Here is a 25,599-nt window from a genome sequence, read left to right as displayed (position 1 = left end):
GTCAACCATCGCCGAGTAGTCCGTAGCTGAGGAGACGGGCTGTGCCTGCACAGCGGGATGTTAACAGTGAGGGTGGACTAGATGTGCATGATCAACATAAAAGTTGTCCACTGTCGGGTGGTCTGCGATCGCAAGGTGAGCCGCGTAGCCAAACCTGAGCTCAGTGCTACTGATGGGCAGGTGCACAACGAGCGTGGTTGAAGCGCCAACCGGCTGCGCGGCGCGGTGGGCCAGTCGCCCGTGTCGCCCGAGCTGGTGGCGGCCCTGCGGGCGCGCCCGGAGGAGCTCGGCACCGACGACAGTCGGCTGTTCCGCTGGGAACGGCGCGGCCGGTCCTGGTGCGCCTGTACGGAACGGTGTGGTGAACCCGCCCGAGAGCGGGCGAACTTGGGCAGCTATTGGGCAGAAACGCCCGCAATCGGCCGGACAGAGCCGGACACAGCCGGACGGAACAAGATCAGGCCCCGGCCGCGTTTCCGCTGGCCAGGGCCTGATTCACCCGGCGAAAGGTGAGTGCCCCCGGCAGGACACGCAAAACATGGGCAACATCATCACCTGAAGTCGTGGTGGTCTGCGTCCGGGTCGGTGGCTTGCTGTTTGGGCTGGTCATGGCGATGGCGGTGGCTGCTTGTTCGATGGCGGGGAGGGTGTCGGCGCGTAGGGTGGCGTGGATGGTGACGTGGCGGGTGTTGTGGTCGTAGTAGATCTTGATGCCGCAGGCTTCGTAGAGGGCGCGCTGGAGCGGGTCGGGGGCGTCGGGCAGGACGAGGGCCACCGCGGGGAGCAGGTCGAGCAGTTCGGGGTGTTGGGGTTGTTCGCGTTCGGCGGTGGTGCGGAGTTCGTCGAGTTCGGCCTGCTTGGCTCGGCGTTGGTTCTCCAGGTCGGCGAAGCGGGCGCGTAGGCGTTCGGCCCAGGCGCGGCCGATCTCGTCGCCGTCGTCGAGGGTGCGGGTCTCGCGTTCGTCCATGAGGTTGTCCTGGCGTCGGGCCAGGTCGGCGATGGTCTTCTCGATGGCGGCGATGCGCTGTTGGTGGTCGTCGCGCCGGCTGGTGCCTTGTTTGGCGAGTTGGTGTCGAAGGTGCACGGTGCGGTCGGGGCCGAGGACTCGTTGGGTGAAGAAGGTCTGGACGGCGTCGAGTAGGCGGTCTTCTCGTACGTAGACGGAGCGGGGGTGGTCGGCGTAGTCCTGCGGGTTGCCGACGCGGTCGAGTTGGGGTTGGCAGGTGTAGTAGGCGTTGTCGCGGCGGGTCTTGCCGAACATGCGCTTGTCGCACTGGGTGTGGTGGACGTAGTGGCGCAGCACGTAGGTGCGGCGTGTGGCGGGGTGGGGGTTGGGCCCGGCCATGCGGGAGCCCTGCCGGGCCTTGGCGATCTCCTGGACTGCCTTCCACTGGTCCAGGGTGACCAGCGGTTCGTGTGTGGGCTCCGGCGACCAGATCCACTTGTCGGGGGTGTTGACTTTGCCGCCCTTCTTGGTGGCGCGGCGGTTCCAGACCATGTAGCCGGTGTACTTGGGGTTGCACAGGATCTCTCGGACCGCGGAGACGGTCCAGTGGTTGCGTGCCCGCTCGCGTCGGTTGGGTTGGGGCGGCGGGTAGCGGTCCAGGTCGAGGTTGAGCCGTTCGGCGATGACCTTGTAGGCGAGTTTCTTGTCGTGTCGCCAGTTGTAGATCCGGGTGACGGTGGGTCCGCGTTCGGGGTCGACGATGAGGCGGGACTTGGTTTTGCCTTCTTCGCGTTTGGCGGCGACGGGGTGGGGCAGGCGCTCGGCGAGGTAGCCGTAGCAGGGCTTGCCGATGTTCCAGCCTTGGCGGGTGTGTTCGCGGAAGCCGTCCCAGGACTGTTCCAGGGTGTGGCGCAGGAACCATTCGCCGACGCCCTGCTTCATCCGGCGCACCAGGATCTGGGTGGCGCGCTTCTCGGTGATGGAGATCGGGCCTTCGTCGGCGGCGAACAGCGGCACCCCGGCGCGTTCGAGGGTGTGTTCCAGTTGCGTGGATTGGTAGGTCCAGCGGGCGGCGCGTTCGATCTCCTCGACTACGACGGCCTCGAAGCGGCGGCCGGGGTGCTGGGCCTCGGCGAGCAGGTCGGCCAGGCCGCCGTCGCGGGGGATGGGGATGTTGAACGCCTCGTGGGCGCTGCCCAGGCCGCGCTGGTCGAGGTCTTTGCGGGAGGACTCGACGTCGTAGAAGAACGCGACGATGGTGAAGCCGGGCGGCAGCACCTTGCGGCAGTTCTCCAGCTGTCGGGGCAGCGACAGGGTGGGGTCCTGGAGGTCGCGGGTGGAGGTGCGCAGGAAGACCGCGACCGGCACCTCGGTGCCGCCGCCGAGGCTGGCGAGCGCCGCCATGTCGCCGTCGGCGTCGGCGCGTCGGCGCAGGGCCGGCGGGGCTGAGTCGGAGTGCCGGGTCGTCATGCTGCTCGCTCCTGGCTCGTGTGGTCGGCCGCGTTCGGTTCCGGGGCGGCGGCGGTGTCCTCGCGGTGGGCGAGCCAGTTCAGCAACGCCGCGATGGCGTCGACCTGGGCGGCTGCAACCCGGTCGCCTTCCGCGCCGTCCACGTAGCGGATGTCGAAGGAGACCGTCAGGCCGTCGCAGACCGCGTCCACACCGGCGGGGACGGTGGGTCGCCGTCGTGCCTGCCGTTGGCGTCCGGCAGGACGTGCTGTCGCTGGGGAGTTGTCGTCGGAGTCGACGCGGCGTCGGGTAGGCGGTCGCCGTGCGGGGCGATGTTCGGGAAGCCCCGGTGGCCGGCTTGAGTCCCTGGTTCGTCGGGAATGGGCGTCCTTCCGTGGGGTGGGCTGATCGCCGATGGTGTCGAGACGCTCGTGCCGGCCGTGGTTGTCGGGACTGGTCATCGCCGGTGGCCTTTCCCGTTCCGGTGGCGGTATGTGTGGCCGGCTCCGCCGGGACGTCGATGCGAGGCAGGGATGGTGTCGCTGTCGAGTCCCCACCCGCCCACCCCACGTCGCCACCGCGCTCGCGTTTCGGCGTTGTGCGGGTACGCGGTCGCGGGTGGCGGCGTGATTGTGTGGATCGGGACGCTTTGCTTGGCCGGCGCGGCCCAGACCGCGCGCGGTTGTCGTTCGATCGAGCGGGGCGCGTTGTCCGCTGCCGCGCTTGTGCGATAGGACGCCACGCGGACTGGGGTGATGTGCGCCGCAGCGGGCCCTCGGCAGGCAGAGTGTGCCGCCATCATCGACCTCTTTCTCTTACTGGGCTTGGGATTGCATGCCGTTCGGCTGATCGGCACAGGTGTATCCACGCTCCGTAGACCCGAGACGGTCAAGCGCGGTGGCGGGCGGACTCGTGCTGCCCCGCCACCGCGCCGACCGCCGTGTGCGGGTGTTTCCCCGTTCCCGGCAGGTTCCGGCGCAGCACCGCCCGCTGGGGCGTGCCAACGGCCGCGCACCCGGGGTGTCGACCGTGGGCCCGGTCAGGCCGCACGCCACGCCGGACTCTGGTTCGGACGGCTGCCGTACGGGTTCGGTGACAAGTCGGAGGTGTCCGCGCGAGCGAGCAGCGCTCGACACGTCCGGCACCGGGGACGCTGGAGGTGCGTAGGCAGCCGGTGGTGCCGGGCGTGACCGCCGACTGCGGGGTCAGTGAGGCGAGCGGTCGGGTGTGCCACCCAGAGCGAAGCGCAGGGCGGCGCTCATGCCGCACGCTCCCGGTGGCCGCTGTCCGTGGCCGTGGCCGTGACCGGCTCACCGGAGCGGCACGACCAAGGCGAGCAGCCGTCCGGGTCGCCGTCCTCGTCGACGTTCGGGCCGCTCGCCGCTTCAGCCGTGATCAGCCGCAGATGCCGTCTGCCCTTCGCGGGCGCGTCGAGGTCAACCTGGTCCAGCGGGATGCAGGAGCGGTGCAGGAAGTACTGCCCGCGCAACTCCTGGCCCTGCGTGGTGGCGTGCGGGTAGCCGTGGCGGATGGCCCGGTCGAACTCGACCGCCTCCGCCCAGCCCGCCGGGTCGTGGTCCCGGACCCAGCGCCAGCCCGAGTTGCCGTGAAAGGGACATCCGACGCAGGCCGATCTCACCGTCTCCCCGAAGCCCCGCTCGGCAAGGAACTCCATACACCTGGCGCGGTCGAAGCCGAGGTCGAGGAGCGGGAAGACGTTGCGCAGGAACCGCAGCCCGGAGTCCTTGGCGCGGCCGATCTCGTCTACGCTGATGCCGATGGACTGCTCGGCGAACACCCCGCGCGGCACCCGACGCGGATGCGGATAGCCCAACAGTTCGCGCGTCGCTTTCTTCAGTGGAATGATCTTGTACTCGCTTGTGCACTGGCGCCGTGCGAGCCCTCGCGAGCCGTCCGGGTTGAGGGTGTGCAGGGGCATCGAGACGAAGCGGTGCTTGGGGTCGAGGGCGTCGGTGCGGATGTTCCCGGCCGAGACCCGGCGCACCGGGATGCCCTTCTTCTCGGCGTGCGCGGCGAGCCGTTCGAGGTTGGCGTAGACGGCGCGGGGTTCCCAGCCGGTGTCCGCGAACAGGGCCACGTCGAAGCGCGGGATCTCCCCTTCGCACGCCAGGAGCAGCACCGTCGTGCTCTGCACCCCGGCGCCCAGGGACAGCAGTCGCAACGCCGGCCCCTGATCAGGCGCCGCTGTGTTTCTCACTGCGTTTCTCACGGTCATGCCGCAGCCACCTCCTGCCCGGTCTCGGACCGGTGGTCGGTGTTGAGGAGTTCGGCGAGGTCGTCCAGCAGCAGCGAGACCGCGTGGGCGGCCTGCTGGGGAACCACGCCGTTGCCCAGCGCCCGCAGCTGCGCGGTGCGGGGCAGGGAGAGGTCGGTGACCCAGCCGCTCGGCAGGCCCATGAGGTGCTCGACGAAGGCGGGCGCGAGCACCGGGCGGCCGTGGTTGCCGGGCTGGGTCGGGTGCGGCGTCGGGCGGCCGAGCACCGTCTCCCAGCGGCGGATCGCCGCCTCGTAGACACCCCAGTTCACCGACGCCGACGGCGATCCGGTGCCGGATGCCGGGCTCGGCTCGGAGTCGAGGTCGGGAACCGCTACGAGATGCCTTCGGCCCCGGTGTCGTCGCCCTGGTTCCGCACCTGCGGGGTGAGCAGCCGGATGACCGCCGAGGGCAGCATCAGGTCGCCCTTGGACCCGCGCTGTGCCGGGCAGCCCTTCGTCCCGTCCGTGGCGCGTGGCGTCGGCAGCAGCGCCTGCGGGTCCGCCAGCGGGAGCACCTGCTGCGACAGCGGCGGCCGGAACCCCGTCCCGGCTTTGCGGCCCGCCGTGCCGGTGTCCGAGGCCCGTGGGGTCGGCAACAACCGGAGCCGGGCCGGCAGTGACGGGCCGCCCTGCCCGCTGGTGGCGCTGACGCCATTCGACGAGCCGTCGTGCGCGGTCGGCGTCGGCGGCATCCCCGCCTCGCCGACCGTCTCGGGGCACGCGCAGCCAGGCGAGCAGGAACACCCTCTCCCTGCGGTGGGCGGCTCCGACGTCGGCGGCGCGGACGCTACGCCATGCCGCGTCATACCCCGCTTCGGCCAGGTCGCCGAGTACACGGTGGAGTCCGCCGTTGCGCCAGCGAAGCGCGGCGACGTTCTCCACCACGACGAGCGCGGGTCGTAGTACGCGAAGACCCGCCACGATGTCGGCCCACAGCCCACTGCGGACTCCCTTCTCGATGCCCGCGCGCTTGCCCGCGGCGGAGATGTCCTGGCAGGGAAACCCCGCGACGAGCACGTCGATCGGTTCCACGCGGGTCCAGTCGATGGCGCGCAGGTCGCCGAGGTTCGGTGTGCCCGGCATCCGGGCGTCGAGGATCCGGCGGATGTGCGGGTCGGGGTCGGCGGCCCAGGCGATCCGACCGCCGCCGAGGGCGGCCAGCACCCCGAGGTCGAGACCGCCGTAGCCGGTGCACAGCGACCCGACGACAGGACCGGAGTCGGCGACCAGCCGGGGACCTCGCCCCTGCCCCGGCGTCACCGCCGGGACAGGGGCGAAGGCGAGCGGACGTGCCGCTCGTGTGCGTGACGAGCGGTGGGCGCGGCCGGTCATGCCGCCCGCCTCCGCTCAGCCGAGCCGCCGCTCGGGTTCGCCGTGGACGGCGACCGGCGGGTGTCCGCGGCGCGGACCTGCCGGAGGTCGGTCACGCTCGTCGAGGACGAACCGAAAGCCTCACCGGCGGCGGTCCGGTGCAGGGCGGTGCGGAAGACGAGGACGTCTTCGTGGGCGATCAGGTGCAGCGGCAGACCCTGCTCACGCTGCTTGCGGATGAAGTCGCGCTGGAAGAAGCTGCCGCGCGCCACCAGGTCGGTCTCGGCCGCGCGGGCGAGCAGCGCGACGTTGCGCTCGACCGGGATCAGCCCGGCCGCGCGACCGCAGGCCAGGATCTGCGAGGGCAGGTCGATCAACTCGGCGTGTTCGCGCCACGGGCGGATGGTGATGGCGATGTGGCCGCCCGGCTTCAGGAAGGTGCGCAACGCGGCGAGGATGCGGGTGAACCCGGCCAGCAGGCGGTGGTGGCCGATGTTGGCGAGGTTGCCGCGGTCGAGGGTGTTGCCGTAGAGGTGGTGGTACTTCTGCACCCCGACGCCCGGCACCGCCGACACCTGGCCGTGAGTCGAGGGACCGTAGGGCGGGGAGGTCACCACCAGCGCCGCCTGCCCGACGTATTCGGGCGGCAGCAGGGTGACGAGTTGGCGGGCGTCGCCGTGGAAGACCCGCGCGTCGTGGTCGATGCCCTGCTCTCGCGCGAGGTCGAGATTGGCTTGCGCGACCTCGACCCAGTGGGGTTCGTACTCGACGCCGGCGGCGCGGCGTCCGAGGCGGACGGCTTCGACGAGAGTCGTGCCGATCCCGCACATCGGGTCGAGCACCAGCTCGCCGGGACGGGTGTAGTGGGTGACGGCGTGGCGGACGACCTCGGGCAGCATCTTGGCCGGGTGCGCGGTCGAGTCGGCGGTGTAGGTGTTCTTGCGCTGGGCGGCCGGCGACGACTGCGCGGTGGTCCACACCGACACCGCGGGCGGCTCCGAACGGTCGTCGCGCGACCCGCTCTCCGACGGCTTGTCCACAGGGTTGTCCACAGCGGTGGGCGGGGTGTCGAGGGCGGTGATGAGGGCGCGCGGGATGCGCTCGGTCGGCTCGTCGAGGGACCCGCCGACGGTGTCGGTGGAGGGGTCGGCCGTGGGCGGGGTGGTGGCGTCGTGCGTCACGGGCGTGCCTTCCTTGCGGTGTGGTCCGGGGTGGGTGAGGTCGGAGTTCGGCGCGTCGTTCATCGGAGGTCTCCGCCCCGCTCGGCCGTGTCCGTGGGTAGCGGGGGCGGCGGTTGGTGGTCGTGTGGCTGGGCGAAGACGAGGACGTCGGAGTGGATGCGCCGATGCGGGGCGGGCAGTCCACGCACCAGCGCCCGGTGCCGTGCGAGGGCCTCGTCGCCGTCGTCCGGGTCGGGGGCGGCGTCGTCTGCGGGGTGGTCGTCGGCGAGGTGGAACCGGCCGTCGCGGACGGGGGCGTGCAGGGCGACGATGTGCTGGAGGTAGAGCAGGTCGGCGTTCTGCCCGGCGGTCACCACCGCGCCCGTCGGGTCCGTCAGCTCACCCGTCGTCCAGTCACAGTGGGTGAGCACGGCGAGGATGCCGCCGATCCGCAGCAGGCGGGCGGCGAAGAGCGCGACGAGGTCCGTTCCGTGGTCGCCGGAGTGCTCGGGCGGCAGGCTGGTGACGATCAGGTCCGCACCGTCGAAGGTCCCCGTCGCCGCGTCCGGCGCGGGCACGTCGACGGCGTCCGCCGGTGTCGTCGGGACGGTCGCGGGAACCGGCCCGGAGCCGCCGACGAGGTCGGCCCAGAAGGGTCGGGAGGCCGGGCCGGACGCGGTCGGATCGACGGGCACGCGTTCGACGCGGGCGGCGCGGTCGAGGCGTTCGACGGCGGCCACGGCGTCGGCCAACTCGGGGTCCGACTCGGTTCCGGGCGCGTGGTCGATGACGCCCTTAATGGCGCTGTCGCCCCTCACCGGAGCGAGCCTCGGACGGTCGCGGTTCGGGGTCGGCCAGGCCAGGAGCACGACCCGTGCGGCGGGCTCGCTGAAGGCGGTGACGATCCGCTCCACGAGCGCCACGGGCCAGGTGGCGTCGAGGTCGATCGGGGCGGGACCGGCGGTCCAGACGGTCGCCGGAGTGGGCGTCGAGGCCGAGCCGCGCGACCGCGAACGGCTACTGCCGGTGGTGGGCTTGCCGGGGCTGACGCGGGTGATGGTCGGGGCCGTCGGCCAGGGTCGGCGCTCCACCTCCCGGCGCCCGCCGGGCCGGGCCGGCGTGGGGTGAGTGGAGTCGCCGCGCCGGCGGGGCGAGCGGCGGCCGGAGTGGTCGGGTTGGGTCACGGGTGTCCCTTCGCAGGTCGGGTGCGCCCGTCGATGCGAGGCGCTGATGACACCCCTGAACTCCGAAATACAGGCCCTTTGGGGACACGCGGTCGCCGACTTTTTTCGACGGCTTTCACGGCCGTTCGAACAGCGGTGGAGGCTCGCGTGCGCGTCCGCGCGTAAGCGGAGAACCCGGCCGCCGATGGAGGACCGGCTCGATTTCTTCCGCTTCGACTCGGCTGCCGCTCCGGCGGGCCGGCCACAAGCCGTGACAGCCCGATTACAGCTATGACCAAACTGGTACCGAACTAGTACCGCAACCACATAACAGCAGCTAAACGGCTATTACCAACCTCTCGTTTCCGATCTTGCCCGTAGGCCGCAAGTGATCCACAAGGGCACCCGCTGTCGATCTTGAGGTGGCCTCCGAGAGGGCCTGAAGATCACCGGTACCTCGCCGGTACCTCTGCGGTACTAGTCCGGTACCAGTTTGGTCAGCGGTTGGTACTACCCGCCGTGGCGTCCTGGGCGAGTCGTTGTTTCCGACTCGCTTCGGGAGTCATTTCATGTGTTCGCATGACGCCATTCCGCGCTCTGGTTTCGAGCGCGATTGCATGCCGTTGGACGCCGCCCGGTCGGCGTTCGAGTGGCTGGTCGCCGGGCCGCATCCGGTGTCGGTCGACGGCCGGTTGTTCCCCGGTCTGCCGGCGCGGCGGGTACCGCTGAACGAGGTGCGAGACAGGTTGCTGCGCCGCCGCTGCCCGCAGACGCTGAGGGACGCGGTGTGGGCGCACCTGGTCCTGCTCGCCCGTACCGAGGGCGGCGCCTGGACCGTCGGCTGTGTGGGGGTCGCGCTGCCCGCGCTGACCTCCATCGCCGCCACCTTGTCGGCACGCTTCGCCGGTGACCCGAGCGACATCCACGCCGCCGTGCTCGCCGGGTTCGTCGCCGAACTCGGCGAGATCGACCTGCGCCGCCCGCGCATCATGCTGCGGCTGCGGTGGGCCGCCTACCGCTCCGGCCACACCGCCGTGCGCGAGGCGCTCGACGCGCCGGTGCCCTCGGGTCACGGGTTCCGCTCGACACTGCCGCCGCCTCCGTGGGGACACCCCGACTTCGTCCTCGCGCGCGCCGTCGCCGAGGGTGCGATCACGTCGACCGAGGCCGAACTCATCGGTTCGACGCGGCTGGAAGGTGTGCCGCTGGCCGACGCCGCGGCCGAGCGGGACCTGTCCTACCAAGCGGCGAAGAAGGCGCGCCAGCGCGCCGAGCACCGCCTCGTCGCCTACCTGCTCGACGACGCACCCGACGCCACGCACGCCGGGCCACGCGAACGCGATCTGGCGACCCAGGTGGCCGACACGGTGATCATCACCGACGCCGCCGACCACGCGACCGCGACCGTCGAACCGTCACGCCCAGTTACTGACTTGTCGACGCACGCGGCGAAGAAAGTCGGAGATCGCGTGTCCCCGCAGGGCCGATTTTCCGGAGTTCAGGGGTGCGGGAGGAAACCAGCCACCCCCGCGCACACCACCTCTTCGCCCGAGCCGCCGCAGCGGCTGTCGGGCTCGACTCCGGGAGTGTCGCGATGCGCCTGACCCGAACCCCAGTCCGTCCTCGCACCGACCGTCGGCCCGCCGGCCGCCGGCGTGACCGCGGGGCTGTCCTCGGCCGCCGCGAGGCGGCCCCGCGAGTCCACCTGTCCACCTGCTCCGACCCGCGCCGGCGGTCGACTGACAGCAGCACACCTCCGACCTCTGACGCCATCATCGGTCGTGGCCGGAACACCCGCCGTCGCGTGCTGTTGGTCGCCGAGCTGGTCGTGCTGGCCCTGTTGACCTCCGGCGCGACCGCGCACGCGGACACCGTGGTGCTCGCGCAGGTGGCCAGTGTCGACGCGTTGCTGACCAACATCCGCAACTGGCTGATGGGCATCCTCGCCGGGCTGGCGACGGTGTTCCTCACCATCGGGGGCGTCCGCCGCGTGTTCGGCGGCGGCGACCCCGGCGAGCAGGAGAAGGCCAAGGAGGCGTTCAAGGCCGCCGGGATCGGCTACGGCCTGGCCGCGCTCGCCCCGCTGGTCGTCACCGTGCTCAAGGGCATCGTGGGGGCCTGACCGATGCGCCCGTCGATCAGGTCCACCACACGCCGCACATCGGTCGGCGCAGGCGTCGACTCGCCGCGCATCGCGGCGCGGGACACGCGGGGCGGGTCGGCGTCGGCGGACCGCCGGGAGATGCTCGCGCCTCCGGCCGCGAGCCCCCGGCGGGCCCGCCGGGCGGTGCGACTTTCCCGCATGACGCGCGGCCGGGCGCTGCCGGCACTGGCGGTGAGCCTGGTCGTCCTGCTCGGCGGCACCCTCGCCGCCGCGGCCCTCGGCCCGGACTCGGGCTCGCCGGTCGCACCGGCCGCCGCCGCGCAACCGCTGCCCATCCCGACCGTCGACCCGGACCCGTGCGCGGGCCCGGCGGCACCGCCGATCTGCACCCTGCCCACGCCGACCACCACACCGCCACCCCCGACCGGGCTGCCGCTGCCCATGCCCACCGGGCCGCCCACCTCGGTCACCTGTTTCCCCGGCTCGCTGCAGTACGAGTGCCTCAACCAGTCCACGACGCCGACGACGCCGCCGTGCACCGGAGTGGGCTGCATCCCGCAACCCGGTGCCACCACGACGCCGCCGACCAACCCCGGCACCGGGCAGCCCGGACAGGGCGAGGAACCGGAGCGCGAGTGCGGCATCAGCGACATCGGGGCCTGCATCACCGAGGCCATCAACGCCTTCTTCCGGGGCATCGTCACCGAGGCGCTCAACCCGCTGCTGGACCTGTTGTCCAAGACGTTGTTGACCACGCCGATGCCGGACTCGCTGCCAGGGGTGGGCGAGCTGTGGGACAACTCCTGGCAGATCCTGCTCGTCTCCTACGGCCTGCTCGTCCTCATCGCCGGGGTCATCGCGATGGGCTACCAGACCGTCCAGACCCGCCACTCCATCAAGGAACTCGCGCCGCGCCTGGTGGTCGGGTTCCTCGCCGGAGCGCTGTCGCTGTGGGTGGCGACCAAGGGCATCCAGATCGCCAACGCGGGCGTCGAGGCCATCATGGGCGGCGGCGTCGACGCCCACACCGCCGGCCAGACGCTGCGTGACCTCGTCCTCAACAGCCTCACCGGCGGCATCTGGATCCACTTCATCGGCATCTTCCTCGCCGGGATGCTCGTCGCGCTGCTCGTCACCTACGTGGTGCGGGTCGCGCTGACGATCATCCTGATCGCCGGGGCGCCGCTGGCGTTGATGTTCCACGCCCTGCCGCAGACCGAGGGCATCGCCTACTGGTGGTGGAAAGCCTACGGCGGCTGCCTCGCGATCCAGCTCGGTCAGTCGCTGACGTTGATCACCGCGATGAAGGTGTTCCTCGCCCCGGGCGGGTTCACCCTCTTCGGCCCGACCGCGTCCGGGTTGGTCAACCTGCTGGTCGCGCTCGCGCTGATGTACATCCTGTTCAAGATCCCGTTCTGGGTGCTGTCCTCGGTCCGGGGTGGAGGCGGTGGACGGGGTCTGATCGGGTCGCTGGTGCGCGCCTTCGTCGCCTACAGGCTCTTCGGTTTCTTCCGCGGCGGTGGCGGCGGCAAGGGCCCCACGCCCCGCCCGTCCGGCGGCGGCCGAGGCGGCAACGGCGGCGGAAGCAACAACGGCGGTAGCGGCTCGTCCGACCCGTACTCCACCCCGCGCACCACCTCCGGCGGCCAGTACGTGCTGCCGCTGCCCGGCGTACGCCGCACCCGCCCGACGGGCAAGCCCACACCGAAGCCGACCCCGGGACCGAAGCCCAAGCCGTCGACCGCGCAGGGACGCCAACTGGCCCTGCCACTCGGAGACGACTGGCCGGAGAACAAGCCGGTCCTGGGTCGCGATGGGCAGTACCGGCTGCCGTTGGACGTCCAGCGCACCACCCCGCCCCCGGTCTCGCCCGGCGACACCGGTACCGGCGGCCGGCCTCCGAACCGCAAGGGCGGCGGCCGGCAGCTCGAGTTGCCGTTCGACCCGTACCGGGGCAACCGCCCCACGCGGTCCGGGCAGTACCCGCTGCCGCTGGACGGGGTGCGCCGGGTACCGCGCCCGGCGAGTCCGCCACCGCCTGCGGCCCCACGACCCACCGGGCGCCGGGCGGTGCAGCCGGAGCTTCCCTTCGACCCCTACAAGGGCAACCGGCCGACCCGAAGCGGCCAGTACCCGCTGCCGTTCGACGGAGTCCGCCGCGTTCCCGCGCCCAAGTCCGCACCCACGCCGCCACCAGCGGCACCTCCTCGACCCGCGCCGCGCACGGGGCAGCAGTTGCGGCTGCCGCTGGACCTGCCCAAGCCCGCCAAGCCGCCGGCGATGCCGCAGTTCAGCTCACCACCGTCACCGCCGCCGGCGGCGCGGCCGAGTCCCAAGCCAGGAGGTAAGACCTCATGACCGCTCCTGTCCGTATCCCGGCCGACGTCGACATGCACGACCGCGTGCTCGGGCCGCTGACCGCACGCCAACTGGCCATCCTCGCCGCCGCCGGGGCGGTGCTCTACCTGATCTGGGCAGCCACCCGCACGCTCGTGCCCATCCCGGTGTTCGCGGCGTTCGCCGTCCCGGTCGGCGCGGCCTCGGCGATGCTCGCGCTGGGCAAGCGCGACGGCGTGCCGATGGACAAGCTGCTCCTCGCCGCGATCCGGCAACGGGTCGCTCCCCGGCACCGGGTGGCAGCACCCGAGGGCGTGCGCCCGGCACCTGCCTGGCTCACCCCGGACGCCGACCGGACCACGGGTCAGACTGCGGGTCGCCGCAAGGGCGGCAAGGGCCGGACCGGGCAGCCCGAGCAGGTTTCGCCCTCGGCGTTGCGGCTGCCGGCCGAGGCCGTCACCGAGACCGGTGTGGTCGATCTGGGTGCCGACGGGTTGGCGGTGGTCGCGGTCGCCTCGACGGTGAACTTCGCGCTGCGGACCCCGAACGAGCAGGAAGCGTTGGTCGCCTCGTTCGGCCGCTACCTGCACTCGCTGACCGCGCCGGTGCAGGTGCTCGTGCGCACCGAACGGCTCGACCTGTCCGCCCAGATCGCGGAGCTGCGCGAGCGCGCGGGTGGACTGCCGCACCCCGCGTTGGAAGCCGCCGCGGTCGAGCACGCCGACTACCTGGTCCAGCTCGGCCGGCAGTCGGACCTGCTGCGCCGCCAGGTGCTGCTCGTGCTGCGCGAGCCGCTCGGTGTCGCCGCCCCGACCGACGGGTTGGGCGGGCCCGGCCCGTTGGCGGTGCTCGGGTCGATGGCGGGCAAGCGCCGCAAGCAGGCGGGCGGACAGGTCGACGCCGGGGCGCGGCGGGCGGCGGAGTCGCGGTTGGTGCGCCGTCTCGGCGAGGCGATCGAGCTGCTGTCGCCTGCCGGGATCGTGGTCACCCCGCTCGACGCCGGGCAGGCGACGGCGGTGTTGGCCTCGGCGTGCAACCCCGACAGCCTGCTGCCGCCCTCGGCGGGGTTGGCCGGCGCGGACGAGGTCATCACCACCTCCGGCGCGGACCTTGCCGAGGACGACGTCGACGACGGCTCCTACTTCGCGCACACCACTACGGCGCCCAGCCGCGCGCCGTCGGGGCAGTCGGCGGACAGCGACGAGTACGGCGACGACTGGGACTACGAGGACGACGACTACCCGGACGACTACAACGACGAGAGGGGGCGGTCCTGATGGCCTCCCGCACACGCAAGACCCGTGGCAACCACCGCCCGGCAGCTCCGGCGACAGCCTCGTCGGCAGCCGCCGCGTTCACCCCCGATGCCCTGTCGGTGGCCGCGCGGCACCTGGAAGTCGGCGGCGAATGGGTCTCCAGCTTCGCCGTGGTCGGCTTCCCGCGTGAGGTGCACCCCGGCTGGCTCGCGCCGCTGCTGACCTACCCCGGCCGCCTGGACGTCTCGGTGCACATCGAGCCGATCGACCCCGCCACCGCCGCCTCGCGGTTGAAGAAGCAGCTCGCGAAGCTGGAGGCCGGGCGGCGGCACACCGCCGAGCACGGCCGCCTGTTCGACCCACAGGTCGAGGCCGCCACCGAAGACGCCTACGACCTCAGCTCGAGGGTGGCCCGCGGTGAGGGAAAGCTGTTCCGGGTCGGGCTCTACCTGACGATCCACGCCGCCACTGAGAAGGCCCTGACGGACGAGGTGGCCGCGCTGCGATCGCTGTGTGCCTCGCTGCTGTTGGACGCGAAGCACACCACCTACCGGTCTCTGCAGGGCTGGGTGTCCACGCTGCCGATGGGCCTGGACCTCATCGGGATGCGCCGCACGTTCGACACCTCGGCGTTGGCGGCGGCGTTCCCGTTCACCAGCCCCGACCTCCCCGCCCCGGACCCGACCAGCGTGGCCGCGCCGTCGGGTGTGCTCTACGGCTACAACGTCGGCTCCCAAGGCTTGGTGCACTGGGACCGGTTCGGCGACGGGATGCACAACCACAACTCCGTGATCCTCGGCCGCTCCGGCGCGGGCAAGTCCTACTTGGTGAAGCTGGAGCTGCTGCGCAGCCTGTACCGGGGCATCGAGATCGCCGTCGTCGACCCCGAGGACGAGTACGCCCGTCTGGCGGCCGCGGTGGGCGGCACCTACGTGCACCTCGGCGCGCGAGGCGTCCGCCTCAACCCGTTCGATCTGCCGATCCATACCCGCGCCGACGGCCGCCGCACCGCCCCGAAGGACGCACTCGTGCGCCGGTCGCTGTTCCTGCACACCGTCATCGCCGTCCTCGTCGGTGGTGAGCTGGAGGCGGCGGAGCGGGCGGCGTTGGACCGGGCGATCGCCGCGACGTACCAGAGCGTGGGGATCACCGCCGATGCCCGGACCTGGACCCGGCCGTCACCGACGCTGCGGGTCCTGCGGGACCAGCTCGCGGGCGCCGAGCAGGCCGGCGACCGGGCCGCGGGTGAGCTCGCGGCGAGGCTGCACCCGTTCGTCGAGGGCGCGTTCAAGCAGCTGTTCGACGGCCCCAGCAGCGTCAACCCCGAAGGTCACCTGGTGGTGTTCAGCCTGCGCGACCTGCCCGACGAGCTGAAGGGCATCGGCACCCTGCTCACCCTGGACGCGGTGTGGCGGCGGGTGTCCAACCCTGCCATCCGCCGCCCGCGGTTGGTCGTGGTGGACGAGGCGTGGCTGCTGATGAAGGAGAAGTCCGGCGCCGAGTTCCTGTTCCGCATGGCCAAGGCGTCCCGCAAGCACTGGGCCGGGTTGACCGTCGCGACCCAGGACACCGCCGACGTGCTCGGCAGCGATCTGGGCAAGGCGGTCGTGGCGAACGCGGCGACCCAGATTCTGCTGCGGCAGGCGTCGCAGGCGATCGACGAGATCAGCCAGACCTTCGACCTGTCCGCCGGGGAGCGCGCGTTCCTGCTGTCGGCCGACCGTGGCCAGGGCTTGCTGTCGGCCGGAACGCAGCGGGTGGCGTTTCAGAGCATCGCCTCGCCCACCGAGCACTACCTGGTGACCAGCAACCCGGCCGAACTCGCCGCCTACGCCAACACCGCCGAACCCGTAGATGAGGCCGAGGCCGCGTTCGTCGATCTGGGATTCGACGGGGACGAGTTCGGCTCCGACTCCGGAGACGACGACCAGGTCCACCTCGACGCCGCCTGACCCGCGCGCGCACCAACACCTCGTACGCACATCTCCCGTGAAGGGACTTGTTCATGCTGCCCGCAACACTGACCTGGGTATCGCCTGCCCTCGACCAGCCACCGGAGACACCCCTCCTCACCATCGCGCCCACGCACTCGACGGCCCCTGTCGCCACCGGGTGGATGGAGGACTACCTACGCGATCCCGGCGGCGCACTACTCGCGCTGCTGGCCCGGCTGCGAGACCTCGCGCTGGACTGGGGCCCGATCGCGGCCCCCGTCCTCGCGGTCCTCATCGCCGGGATCGTGCTCGGCCGGCGGTGGTGGACGCGGCGCTGCCACGAGCTGCTGCTCGCCGACGCCCGTCAGGTCACCGTCCTCGCCCCGCCCACCGTCGATCCCGCGGGCGGACCGGCGCTGTGGTCCAACCTCGTCGGGCTGCTGCGCCCTGGGTGGCGGCGAGCGTTCACCGGCCAGCCGCACGTGGCGTGCGAGTACGTGTTCTCCGAGGCCGGGGTCGCCATCCGACTGTGGGTGCCCGGCGTCATCCCGCCCGGCCTGGTCGAACGCGCGGTCGAGGCCGCCTGGCCCGGCGCGCACACCCGCGTCGGCCCCGCCGAGCCGCCGCTGCCCGCACCCTCGGAGGGCCGGCGGCGGTTGGTGGTCGGCGGCGAGTTGCGATTGGCGCGTCCCGAGGCGCTGCCCATCCGGTCGGCGTTCGACGCCGACCCGATCCGGGCGTTGATCGGGGCGCCGGTCGGGCTCGCCCGCGACGAGTACGCCTGCGTACAGGTGCTGGCCCGCCCGGTCACCGGCCGCCGCGTCCAACGAGCCCGCCGCGCCGCCCGCCGGGTCCACACCGGCAGTTCGGCGCGGCTGGTCGGTCGTCTGCTGGACGCGGTCACCCCCGGCGCGACCCGAGCGCGGCGCCCGGCTGCGGCGCGGACGACGACCGGGGCGTTGCACAGCGACCCGCAGACCTCGCTGGAGTACGCGGCGCAGAACCGCGCCATCGTCGGCAAGCAGCGCGGCAGCCAGTTCGAGACCGTCGTGCGCTACGCCGTGGCGACCCTGCTGCCCGCCGACGCGGGCGAGGGCGAGGTCCGCACGGCCCGGGACGTGGCCCGCGGCCGGGCCCACGCGCTGGCCGCGTCGTTCGCCTCCTACACCGAGCACAACCACTACACCCGCCACCGCCTGCGCCATCCCGGCCGCGTGGTCGACTCCCGGCGGCTCGGGCGCGGCGACCTGCTGTCGGTGCCCGAGCTGGCCGCGATCGCCCACCTGCCCACCGACGAGGCCATCCCCGGCATCCAACGCGCCGGAGCCCGCGCCATCGCCCCACCGCCCGGCATCGCCACACCGGGACCGGAGGCCAAGCCGATCGGCGTCACCGACACCGGTCACGAGCGCCCCGTCGCGCTGCGGGTGCCCGACGCCCGGCACCACCTGCACGTCATCGGCGCCACCGGCTCCGGCAAGTCGACCCTGCTCGGGAACATGATCCTCGCCGATGCCGAGGCGGGCCGCGGGATCGTGCTGATCGACCCGAAGGGCGACCTCGTCACCGATGTCCTCTCGCGGTTGCCCCGCTCGGCCGCGGACCGGGTGGTGATCTTCGACGCGGACAGCAAGTCCCGGCCACCGTGTCTGAACCCGCTCGACGGCGGGGAGACCGACCTGACCGTGGACAACCTGGTCAGCGTGTTCCGGCGGGTGTACTCGGCGTTCTGGGGACCGCGCACCGACGACGTGATGCGTGCCGCCTGCCTGACCCTGCGCACCCAGGAGGGCGTCGCCACCCTCGCGGATCTCCCGAAGCTGCTCGCGGACGAGGCGTTCCGCAGCCGCGTCACCGCCGGGATCACCGACCCCGTCCTGCGCGGGTTCTGGTCCTGGTACGAGGAACTCACCGACTCCAGCCGCAGCCAGGTCATCAGTCCGCTGATGAACAAACTCCGCGCCTTCCTGCTGCGCCCCTTTGTCCGGGACGCCATCGCGGGCGGGCACTCCACCGTCGACATGAGCCAGGTTCTCGACGGCGGCATCTGCCTGGTGCGCATCCCCAAAGGCTCGCTCGGCGAGGAAACCACCCGGCTGATCGGGTCGCTGGTGGTCGCCCGCGCCTGGCAGGCCACCACCGGCCGTGCCCGCACGCCGCAGCGCCGGCGTCGCGACGCGAGCCTGGTGATCGACGAGTGTCACAACTTCCTCAACATGCCCTACCCCATCGAGGACATGCTCGCCGAGGCCCGCGGGTTCCGCGTCGCGATGACGCTGGCTCACCAGCACCTCGGCCAGCTTCCGCGCGAGTTGCGGGAGGGCATGTCCACCAACGCCCGCAGCAAGATTTTCTTCAACGCCTCGCCGGAGGACTCGCGCGAGTTGTCCCGGCACACCGCGCCGCGGCTGTCCGACCACGACCTCGCGCACCTCGGCGTCTACCACGCCGCCGTCCGGCTCGTAGTGAACGGCGAGGAAGCGCAGCCGTTCACCCTGCGCACCCAACCCCTCCCGCCCGCCGTCCCCGGCCGAGCCCGGGAGATCCGCGCCGTGGCACGCCGCGCCGCGCGGACACGCGCCACCGAGGCCGCCCAAGAGGTCGGCGCCCGACCGTCGCGGGGGCCGTCGGACCGGTCCGGTCCCACGAGCCGGATCGAGCCCGTGGCGCGCCCACGCAGCGCCGACCCGCGCCGCAACGCCTGACCCGCCCGCTCACCACCTCGTCGCCTCTCACCCGCCCGTCTCGCCCCCGGCACCCGCCGGGACGACTTCGCCGTGCCCGTCCGGAGGTCTCAGCATGATCAGCAACCCCACCCGCCAGCGCGCGCTGCGCGGCCACAAGCCCACCCGCCCCCACCCGCGCGCTGCCAACACCGCCGAGCACCAGGCCGTTCTGGCGTGGCGGCTGACCCCGCGCGACAAGTGGATCGCCCGGATGCTCTGGGAGCACCGGGTCCTCACCGCCCACCAGATCACCGCCCTGGCGTTCCCCAGCTTCCGGTCCGGGCGGATGCGGCTTCGCGAGCTCTACACGTGGGGCGTCGTCGACCGGTTCCAGCCGTTCGTCACCGTCGGCACCGCGCCCATGCACTACGTCCTGGCGCCCGCCGGCGCGGCCGTGCTCGCCGCCGAGGACGGCGTGGACGTCAAGGAGATGGGCTACCGGCACGACCGGGTCTTCGGCGTCGCGCACAGCCTGCGGCTGGCGCACACCGTCGGCGTCAACGAGTGGTTCACCGCCCTGGTGGACCGCGCCCGCCACCCCGCACCCGGCGAGCAGACGGCGTTGGCGGCGTGGTGGTCGGAGACCCGCTGCGCCAAGCATTTCGGCGACCTGGTCAAGCCCGACGGCTACGGCCGCTGGCGCTCCGGCGACCGGCAGGTCGAGTGGTTCCTGGAGTACGACTTCGGCACCGAGGTCCTGGCCAAGCTTGCCGGGAAACTGGCCGGCTACGCCGCGCTCGCGCAGGCCACGGGTATCACGACGCCGCTGCTGGTGTGGCTGCCGACCTCGCGGCGCGAGGCCACCGCGCGCCGGCTGCTGGCACGGGCCTGGCGCGAGCTGGACGACCCTCGCTCGGTCCCGGTCGCCACCGCCGCCGCCGAACTGCTCAACCCCGACGCCGCCCACCCCAGTCCGGCCGACGAGGTCTGGCTGCCGTTGGACACGACTGCCGGAGGTGCCCGTCGCCGGGCTCTCGTGGAGTTGCCGCACGCCTGGCCGCACGTCCCGCCGCCGGTGGCCACCAGCGGCGAGGCCGCGCTCGGACCGGACTCGCCGCACCCGCTGTCCCCACCGCCCTCCCCGATGCCGCCGGCCACGGCGCCGCGCGGGTCGGGCCAACCGGGAAGGTGGTGAGCCCGTGCTCGCCAAGATCGCCATCGGTGCCGCCGCGGTGCTGCTGTTCATCCCCGTGATGATCGGTCAGAGCGTGAGTGCGGTGGTGGACGCGCTGTTCGGCAGCTCGTCGAACACCACCGTCGACTGCACCAAGCCGATCGCGGACATCCCGCCCGAGTACTGCCTGCTCTACGTCACCGCCGCCCCGGACTGCCCCGGCCTGGACTGGACCGTGCTCGCCGCGATCGGCAAGATCGAGACCGACCACGGCCGCTCCCGGCTGCCCGGTGTCCACGAGGGCGAGAACTCCGCCGGGGCCGGCGGGCCCATGCAGTTCCTCGCCCCGACCTTCGACGGCGTCACCGCCCAACACAAGCTCCCGCCGGGCGGCGCCTCACCGCCCTCCCGGTACAACCCGCACGACGCCATCCACGCCGCCGCCTTCCTCCTGTGCGACAACGGAGTACGGCGCGGCGACCTGCGGGCGGCGATCTTCGCCTACAACCACGCCGACTGGTACGTCGACGACGTCCTCGAACAAGCCGCGAAGTACGCCGAAGCCGCCGCGACCAGCGTGGGCAACGGCGACTGCAACGCCATCCAGGCCCCCAACGCCATCACCTTCGCGGCGATCAACTACGCCTGCGGGCAACGAGGACTGCCCTACGTGTGGGGCGGCAATGGGCCCGACGGCGGCCACGCGGGCTTCGACTGCTCCGGGCTGACCAAGGCGGCCTACGCCGCCGCCGGAGTGAACCTTCCGCGCACCGCCCAGACCCAGTTCGACGCGGGCCCGAAAGTTCCGGCCGGGCAGCCGCTGCTACCGGGCGACCTCGTCTTCTACGGCACACCCGGCAACATCCACCACGTCGGCCTCTACATCGGCGGCGGGCTCATGATCAACGCGCCGACGTTCGGCCAACCGGTACAGATCGACAACTACCGGTACAACGGCGACGACTACGCTGGGGCGACCCGCCCAGCGAATCGGGATTTATTGCATTAAGTGCAACACTGCGCACGGTCGACGACTGACCGATCTTCCCATGTCGAAGCCGTTTGGCGATTCTGCCCGTCGAGTGTCGGCGTGTCGTTGACCTGTGGCTGCGCTACGGCGGTCATCAACTCCGGCTCCCGCCCGCCGTCGCCACACTCGTGCTCGTCCAACGCGACCAGGCACACACTGCCTCGGCGATCGGCCGCGGCCATCCTGGTGACGTCGCGTTGCTGTTTCCCGGCGGCTTTCCCGGCCGTCCGGCTCGTGACGGCCTCTACCGGGGTCTCCGCGACCCCTTGCAGGTCCACTTGCGCCGCGCCCGCAGCGCCGCCCTCGCCGCCTGGCTGCCGACCTGCCTGCTGCGGTGCTCGCCCATCTGCTCGACATCAACATCAACACCGGCATCACCTGGGCCACCTACGCCCAGACCGACTGGAGCACTTACCTTGCCTTTCGTACGCTTGTCCAGTCTCACCGTTGAGGGACGGTTCAATACGGTTGCCGCTTGTCGAACCGCCGAAGCAGAATCAGCGCACCCCAGTTGACGACCGGCCAGGGCCGCGACTGTTGTCGGGAACGGAGCCCGTCCATGCCGGATGTTCAGCAGCATCGCCAGCGCCAGTATGCGATCCACACCGTCGCGCTTGGCGACGGTGCGGTACCCGGTGCCGCGTCTCTCTTCGACACTGCTCTGACGAACGGGCTGTTGGCGATAGTTGCTTCGGACTGGCCAGGCGAGGAGCTATGGACCAATCAGCAGACGAAGCCAGCCTCGAAGCTGATCCAGCTCGTGAAGTCGAAGATCGACAGCGATCAGTGGCTCATCGCGGTCTTAGAGCCTCTCCCGTTTCCGCCCGATGAACCTGCTATCCGAGTGGAGGTCGATCTCACCGCTCTCTGCCGTGCGGTCGATGACACGCAACCGATCCGCCACGGCCGCGACGGGGGAACCGAGGCGCTGTTGGAAGAAGCTGTCAAAGCCCTGCGGGGTCTCGACATGCATCCCGCACTTGGCGTCCTTTCTGACGCTCATGCCAGCGAATCCGAGATCGCCGCCGCCACGGCGGCGGCTGCCGAGTACGACCGCGTTGCCACATACATCGAACTCGTCGGCGAAGACGAGATCGCCAAGCGTGCAGCACGCTCCGAAGACGCGCTTCCCAGTGATCCAAAGGAACGGTACGACAGCCTGGGCCTAGGCTGGTGCGACATGTGTGGACACAACTCACTGGTGATCTCGCAGGTACTCCGATACGGCTCCGAGATCGGCACGTGCTTCGCCTGCTCTTACGTAGTCACCGAGGAGATGGTGGACGACAGCGAGTTCTACGCCATGCTCAGGTCGCACGACCACGAGTAGCCCAAACGAGACGCTTGCAGGCATCGAAGGCCGGTATGAGGAATACGGAAGCGTTCGAATAACGTCACTTCACCAGTTGTCTCTATCGCGGCATGAACGGCTTGAGCTTGCCCATGCCCGCGCCGACCTTGGCGGCGAAAGGGTGCCCGTGGTGGTCGACCAGCATGATCCGCTGGGTGAACAGCGGTGGTGAGGCGGCGTCGAGGGTGATGATGTTGTGGTCGCTGGCCAGTTCGAAGAGGGTGTTCATCACCTCGCGGCTGGTGGTGCGGTCCGGGTCGGTCTCGACCGACAGGCCCTCGACCAGGATCTCCAGGATGCGCTGCCGGGGTAGGACGGTGATGCGGGTGCGGACGTGGTGGGGAAGGCCGCCGTTCTCGCGCAGGGAGACGATGTCGTCGGACAGCTGCACGGCGATGGCCTCCAGTCGGTAGCCGCGTTCGCTGTCGACCCGCGCGCCCCACACGACCAGGAGATCCACCGGGAATTCGGGTTCGGGCATGGCGAGTCTCCCTTGGCTGGTGCCGTCGGGGTGTGCCCCGCGGGACAACCCGACGGCGGTGGGCGAGGTCCCCCGGACGGTGGTGGCGGGTTACCGCTCGTGCGGGGCGCGCAGTTCGGCTCGCAGGTCGTCCAGGGCGCGGCCGTCGGCGGTCCGCCGCCACGCGCTCCAGCCGTGGTGGTGTTTGCCGCCGAGTGCGGTCGCGGCGGCCGAGGGGGTGGCGAAGACCCGTTCGTCGGCGAGCAGGAAGGTGCCGTCCATGCGGATGCGGGCGGTGTGGCGGACTTGGCCGGCACGGCGGTCCCACACCAGCTCGTCGCCGACCTCCAGGAGTTTGGCGGTGAGCAGGTCGCTCACGACGGTGCCCGCCCACCGAAACGGCGAGGAGCCCGGCCGTTCGGAGTTCAGCACCATGTCGCGGCTGAGGGTCTCGGCGGCGTCGACGTACAGGCTCATCACGGCGGCGGCGGTGGGAGCGAGGGTCCACGGCCAGCGCTCGTCCATCCCCGACCAGCGGCCGACGGGCAACCACCGGCCTCGATAGGCCAGCAGCATCTCCACGTCGACGGCGTGCTCGTCGCCCTCCGGCAGGTCGGGGTCCTGGTCGGGAGGGGTCAGTCGGATGACGAGGTCGCCGTCGTGCAGGTCGGCCGGTGGCCGACCACGCAGCCACGTTGCGGTGAACAGGGCGACCTGTCCGGCGGTGTCGGGGTCGACGTCGCCGAGGATGTCCACGGCGAGTACGAGCATCGCCCAGGCGTCGTGCGGGGTGCGCATCGGTGTGGGGCCGAGGGACGGCACGAGCACCGTCGCGTCGACGGGCAGTCCTTCCCAGCGCAGCAACGCCGTCTCTTCGTCGGGCTGTGGCGTCGCGGTGGACACGCCGGGGTCATCGGTGCGCTGGTCGGTGTTCGGCGCGGCAGCGGCCGACTGGTGGGGCGGGACAGGGTTGGATCCGGTGGTCACGGTGGTGCCCTTCAAGGTCGGATGGTCGTGCAGCGGTTGGGTTTCATCGGCGCAGGACGTTCACGCGCTCGCCGCCGAGCAACGGCTTGTCCTCGGGACCGGCGAAGTGCGGGTCGATCCAGATGGGGCGGTGGTCGCCTCGGCTGGGGTAGTACTGGTTGCGCCAGTGACCGCGCACGATCCACCGGTGCCGGTACTCCCGCGTGCCCTTCCCGAAGTCGTCGTCGGGGCGGTCGGGGGGCTCGGTGCGGGCGCGCCGCAGGTCGATGTAGCGCACGGTGGGGTCCAGAACCGGGTCGAGGCGTTCGATCCGGCGGCGGGCGGCGCGAGGCGCGGTCATCGACTCCGAGCGCACGAGGGTCTGTCCCATCAGCAGCCATGTGGCGAGAATGGTGCGCTGCAAGGCGACCGTGGCGTCGGTGTCGACAGTGGACTCGCCTCCGGACACCCCGCCCGGCCAGCCTTGCATCTCGGTGAACTCCATCGGTGTGAGCGCGCACCACTCGTAGCCGTGCGGCGGGGCGAACGACGGCGGCACCGGGGCGCGCTCCAGGTTCGGCAGGAACGTGGCGAGGATGTGGTCGGCCGCCTGGTCGGCGACCTCCGCGTCGGCGGAGGGTTTGTTCTCCGGTGACGGTTCGGGAAGATCGCGCGTGGCGGCTGTTCTGGCTCGTGCCAGCACCTCGTCGTGGGGTGCCTGTGCGAGCGTGCGGCCGATCCGCACGATGCCGCGCTGCGATGGGGATGTGGTTGCCCAGGTGTGCGCCCACAAGCCTCCGCGTCCCGGTCCCCACGAGACGACCGAGACGTCGTCGTGGCGCGCGCCGGCGGTTCCCTCTACCGGTGGGTGCTCGTAGACCATCAGGCCGACCTGGGCGGGCAGGTCCTCGGGGTGCAGGCGGTAGTCGGTCAGCGTGTCGGCGGCGTGGCGGGCGAGGTCGGTCATGTCGGCGGATACGTAGAACAATTCAGCCGCCGGGAACTGGACCGCGAGCGTGCCCGCGATCGTGGCTCCTACGTCGTCGATACGGTCGAACACACGGGACTCGGTGGCTCCGTCGGGGCTGGGACCGAGGAAGAAGCGGAACCAGTTCCCCGCCCCGTCGAGTCCGGGATCTCGCGCCCAGTCGGTCATCCGCGCCCGGATCTCGGGCACGTCCCGCGCTGTCACGGCGGTCATGACGATTTCCCCTGCGGCGCGGCGTGGTTAGTGAACGCGAGGCGCCGTTCCGTGCTGTGTGCACCGCGGGCCCGGCACCGCCGGCCGCCCCACGGCGAGAGCGCGGGAAAGTCGCGCATTCGTCAACCCCCTTTGTTCCCAATGGTTTGTCGGTCGGGCTGACGTGTATGGACGCTTCGTGCGGACCGGGATGTCAATGCCGGTGCGTGATGCGCGAACGAAGTGGACCTGTTTGTACCAACGACACAGGCGGATCGGTGTCCGTCCACACGAGACAAGTGTTTTTTTGATGTACCGCTTGACTTCATGCGCCGAAGGAAGCGTCCATAGTCGTGCGGCCCGACAACCACCGGATGCGCACCGGGGGCCGCACCCGCTCCGGCCGGGGCATGACCACCCACCCGACACGTCACCACTGCGAGGTAGTCATGTCCACCACCACGACCCGCACCCTGCGCTCCGTCCCCGACCCGGCGAAGCCGCGCACGGACACCGAGGAGAAGCTGTGGCAGGCACTGCGGGACAACCCCGGCAGCACCGCCGCCGCCCTGTCCACCGCCGCCGGAATCGGCAAATCGACCGCTCCCAAGCTCCTCACCCGCTGGGAGAAGGACGGCCTCGTCACTCGCACCACCGGAATCGCCGACGGGGGTTCGCGCCCCGCCGACCGCTGGTCCATCACCACGGACGACCAACCCACGGACGACCAGCCGACCGACGACCAGCCCACGGACGACCAGCCGACCGACGACCAGCCCACGGACGACCAGCCCACGGACGACCAGCCGACCGACGACCAGCCCACGGACGACCA

At 71.5% G+C, this 25,599-nt stretch carries 19 protein-coding genes and 2 pseudogenes; 10 read left to right on the top strand and 11 right to left on the bottom strand.

Going from position 1 to position 25,599, the window contains the following annotated elements; all coding sequences use genetic code 11:
- Positions 1-457: 457 nt before the first annotated feature.
- The 8 genes and pseudogenes from FM051_RS44680 to FM051_RS44655 all read right to left on the bottom strand — a co-directional run bounded on the left by FM051_RS44680 (position 458) and on the right by FM051_RS44655 (position 8,327).
- Entirely contained in the window at positions 458-2,416 is a 1,959-nt protein-coding gene (locus tag FM051_RS44680; protein ID WP_158853155.1) for a recombinase family protein, read from the bottom strand.
- Positions 2,413-2,607, bottom strand: a complete 195-nt coding sequence (locus FM051_RS44675) for a hypothetical protein (RefSeq protein WP_158853154.1) — start codon at positions 2,605-2,607, stop codon at positions 2,413-2,415. The genes FM051_RS44680 and FM051_RS44675 overlap by 4 nt, the downstream gene beginning before the upstream one ends.
- A gap of 1,046 nt (positions 2,608-3,653) precedes the next feature.
- Complete coding sequence (locus FM051_RS44670; protein ID WP_158853153.1) at positions 3,654-4,613, bottom strand: adenine nucleotide alpha hydrolase family protein; 960 nt, start codon at positions 4,611-4,613, stop codon at positions 3,654-3,656.
- Positions 4,614-4,627: 14 nt separating this feature from the next.
- On the bottom strand, positions 4,628-4,942 hold the full coding sequence (locus tag FM051_RS52610; RefSeq protein WP_238413124.1) for a hypothetical protein: 315 nt from the start codon (positions 4,940-4,942) through the stop codon (positions 4,628-4,630).
- A gap of 62 nt (positions 4,943-5,004) precedes the next feature.
- Positions 5,005-5,364 carry a hypothetical protein gene (locus tag FM051_RS52605; RefSeq protein WP_238413123.1) on the bottom strand — a complete coding sequence of 120 codons (360 nt, stop codon included), beginning with the start codon at positions 5,362-5,364 and terminating at the stop codon, positions 5,005-5,007.
- A 94-nt stretch (positions 5,365-5,458) separates the two neighbouring features.
- Positions 5,459-6,004 (bottom strand): annotated as a pseudogene (locus FM051_RS52600) (DNA cytosine methyltransferase); the annotation flags it as partial.
- Positions 6,001-7,227, bottom strand: coding sequence for a TRM11 family SAM-dependent methyltransferase (locus FM051_RS44660; protein ID WP_202919374.1), 1,227 nt, complete (start codon positions 7,225-7,227; stop codon positions 6,001-6,003). The gene FM051_RS44660 and the pseudogene FM051_RS52600, both read right to left, overlap by 4 nt.
- Complete coding sequence (locus FM051_RS44655) at positions 7,224-8,327, bottom strand: hypothetical protein (RefSeq protein ID WP_158853151.1); 1,104 nt, start codon at positions 8,325-8,327, stop codon at positions 7,224-7,226. The genes FM051_RS44660 and FM051_RS44655 overlap by 4 nt, the downstream gene beginning before the upstream one ends.
- A gap of 596 nt (positions 8,328-8,923) precedes the next feature.
- Between FM051_RS44655 and FM051_RS44650 the strand changes: the two genes are divergently transcribed.
- The 9 genes from FM051_RS44650 (at position 8,924) to FM051_RS44610 (ending at position 22,137) form a co-directional block, all read left to right on the top strand.
- The gene (locus tag FM051_RS44650; protein WP_238413120.1) at positions 8,924-9,910 is read left to right on the top strand and encodes a hypothetical protein; all 987 of its coding nucleotides are present in this window, start codon (positions 8,924-8,926) and stop codon (positions 9,908-9,910) included.
- A gap of 200 nt (positions 9,911-10,110) precedes the next feature.
- Positions 10,111-10,428 carry a pilin gene (locus FM051_RS44645; protein ID WP_238413119.1) on the top strand — a complete coding sequence of 106 codons (318 nt, stop codon included), beginning with the start codon at positions 10,111-10,113 and terminating at the stop codon, positions 10,426-10,428.
- 3 nt (positions 10,429-10,431) lie between these two features.
- Positions 10,432-12,768: a TrbL/VirB6 family protein gene (locus FM051_RS44640; RefSeq protein ID WP_238413118.1), complete on the top strand. Its 2,337-nt coding sequence runs from the start codon at positions 10,432-10,434 to the stop codon at positions 12,766-12,768.
- Positions 12,765-14,024, top strand: coding sequence for a PrgI family protein (locus tag FM051_RS44635; RefSeq protein ID WP_158853150.1), 1,260 nt, complete (start codon positions 12,765-12,767; stop codon positions 14,022-14,024). The genes FM051_RS44640 and FM051_RS44635 overlap by 4 nt, the downstream gene beginning before the upstream one ends.
- On the top strand, positions 14,024-15,955 hold the full coding sequence (locus tag FM051_RS44630) for a VirB4 family type IV secretion system protein (RefSeq protein WP_158853149.1): 1,932 nt from the start codon (positions 14,024-14,026) through the stop codon (positions 15,953-15,955). The genes FM051_RS44635 and FM051_RS44630 overlap by 1 nt, the downstream gene beginning before the upstream one ends.
- Before the next feature lie 164 nt (positions 15,956-16,119).
- Positions 16,120-18,642: a DUF8128 domain-containing protein gene (locus FM051_RS44625; RefSeq protein ID WP_238413122.1), complete on the top strand. Its 2,523-nt coding sequence runs from the start codon at positions 16,120-16,122 to the stop codon at positions 18,640-18,642.
- A 94-nt stretch (positions 18,643-18,736) separates the two neighbouring features.
- Entirely contained in the window at positions 18,737-19,798 is a 1,062-nt protein-coding gene (locus tag FM051_RS44620; protein ID WP_158853147.1) for a replication-relaxation family protein, read from the top strand.
- 58 nt (positions 19,799-19,856) lie between these two features.
- Complete coding sequence (locus FM051_RS44615) at positions 19,857-20,786, top strand: C40 family peptidase (RefSeq protein ID WP_158853178.1); 930 nt, start codon at positions 19,857-19,859, stop codon at positions 20,784-20,786.
- A gap of 580 nt (positions 20,787-21,366) precedes the next feature.
- A complete protein-coding gene (locus FM051_RS44610; RefSeq protein ID WP_158853146.1) occupies positions 21,367-22,137 on the top strand; it encodes a hypothetical protein in 771 nt (256 codons plus the stop codon).
- Positions 22,138-22,219: 82 nt separating this feature from the next.
- Here FM051_RS44610 and FM051_RS44605 read toward each other — a convergent pair whose 3' ends face one another.
- The 3 genes from FM051_RS44605 to FM051_RS44595 form a co-directional block, all read right to left on the bottom strand.
- Positions 22,220-22,639, bottom strand: a complete 420-nt coding sequence (locus FM051_RS44605) for a hypothetical protein (protein ID WP_158853145.1) — start codon at positions 22,637-22,639, stop codon at positions 22,220-22,222.
- A gap of 90 nt (positions 22,640-22,729) precedes the next feature.
- A complete protein-coding gene (locus FM051_RS44600) occupies positions 22,730-23,620 on the bottom strand; it encodes a restriction system modified-DNA reader domain-containing protein (RefSeq protein ID WP_158851201.1) in 891 nt (296 codons plus the stop codon).
- 28 nt (positions 23,621-23,648) lie between these two features.
- Positions 23,649-24,785: a hypothetical protein gene (locus tag FM051_RS44595; protein WP_238412898.1), complete on the bottom strand. Its 1,137-nt coding sequence runs from the start codon at positions 24,783-24,785 to the stop codon at positions 23,649-23,651.
- A gap of 428 nt (positions 24,786-25,213) precedes the next feature.
- Here FM051_RS44595 and FM051_RS44590 point away from each other — a divergent pair.
- Positions 25,214-25,599 (top strand): annotated as a pseudogene (locus FM051_RS44590) (MarR family transcriptional regulator); the annotation flags it as partial.

The sequence above is a fragment of the Saccharothrix deserti genome, from assembly GCF_009769385.1.
GTDB classification, from domain to species: domain Bacteria; phylum Actinomycetota; class Actinomycetes; order Mycobacteriales; family Pseudonocardiaceae; genus Actinosynnema; species Actinosynnema deserti.
Note: the sequence above shows the minus strand (reverse complement) of the source record. Positions and strands in the feature narration are given on the sequence as shown.

Excerpts from the sequence above, each read along its gene's own strand:
- FM051_RS44680 (WP_158853155.1), bottom strand. The coding sequence starts at position 2,416 with ATGACGACCCGGCACTCCGACTCAGCCCCGCCGGCCCTGCGCCGACGC.
- FM051_RS52605 (WP_238413123.1), bottom strand. The coding sequence starts at position 5,364 with ATGCCGCCGACGCCGACCGCGCACGACGGCTCGTCGAATGGCGTCAGC.
- FM051_RS44660 (WP_202919374.1), bottom strand. The coding sequence starts at position 7,227 with ATGAACGACGCGCCGAACTCCGACCTCACCCACCCCGGACCACACCGC.
- FM051_RS44650 (WP_238413120.1), top strand. The coding sequence starts at position 8,924 with ATGCCGTTGGACGCCGCCCGGTCGGCGTTCGAGTGGCTGGTCGCCGGG.
- FM051_RS44640 (WP_238413118.1), top strand. The coding sequence starts at position 10,432 with ATGCGCCCGTCGATCAGGTCCACCACACGCCGCACATCGGTCGGCGCA.
- FM051_RS44635 (WP_158853150.1), top strand. The coding sequence starts at position 12,765 with ATGACCGCTCCTGTCCGTATCCCGGCCGACGTCGACATGCACGACCGC.
- FM051_RS44630 (WP_158853149.1), top strand. The coding sequence starts at position 14,024 with ATGGCCTCCCGCACACGCAAGACCCGTGGCAACCACCGCCCGGCAGCT.
- FM051_RS44625 (WP_238413122.1), top strand. The coding sequence starts at position 16,120 with ATGGAGGACTACCTACGCGATCCCGGCGGCGCACTACTCGCGCTGCTG.
- FM051_RS44620 (WP_158853147.1), top strand. The coding sequence starts at position 18,737 with ATGATCAGCAACCCCACCCGCCAGCGCGCGCTGCGCGGCCACAAGCCC.
- FM051_RS44615 (WP_158853178.1), top strand. The coding sequence starts at position 19,857 with ATGATCGGTCAGAGCGTGAGTGCGGTGGTGGACGCGCTGTTCGGCAGC.
- FM051_RS44610 (WP_158853146.1), top strand. The coding sequence starts at position 21,367 with ATGCCGGATGTTCAGCAGCATCGCCAGCGCCAGTATGCGATCCACACC.
- FM051_RS44605 (WP_158853145.1), bottom strand. The coding sequence starts at position 22,639 with ATGCCCGAACCCGAATTCCCGGTGGATCTCCTGGTCGTGTGGGGCGCG.
- FM051_RS44595 (WP_238412898.1), bottom strand. The coding sequence starts at position 24,785 with ATGACCGCCGTGACAGCGCGGGACGTGCCCGAGATCCGGGCGCGGATG.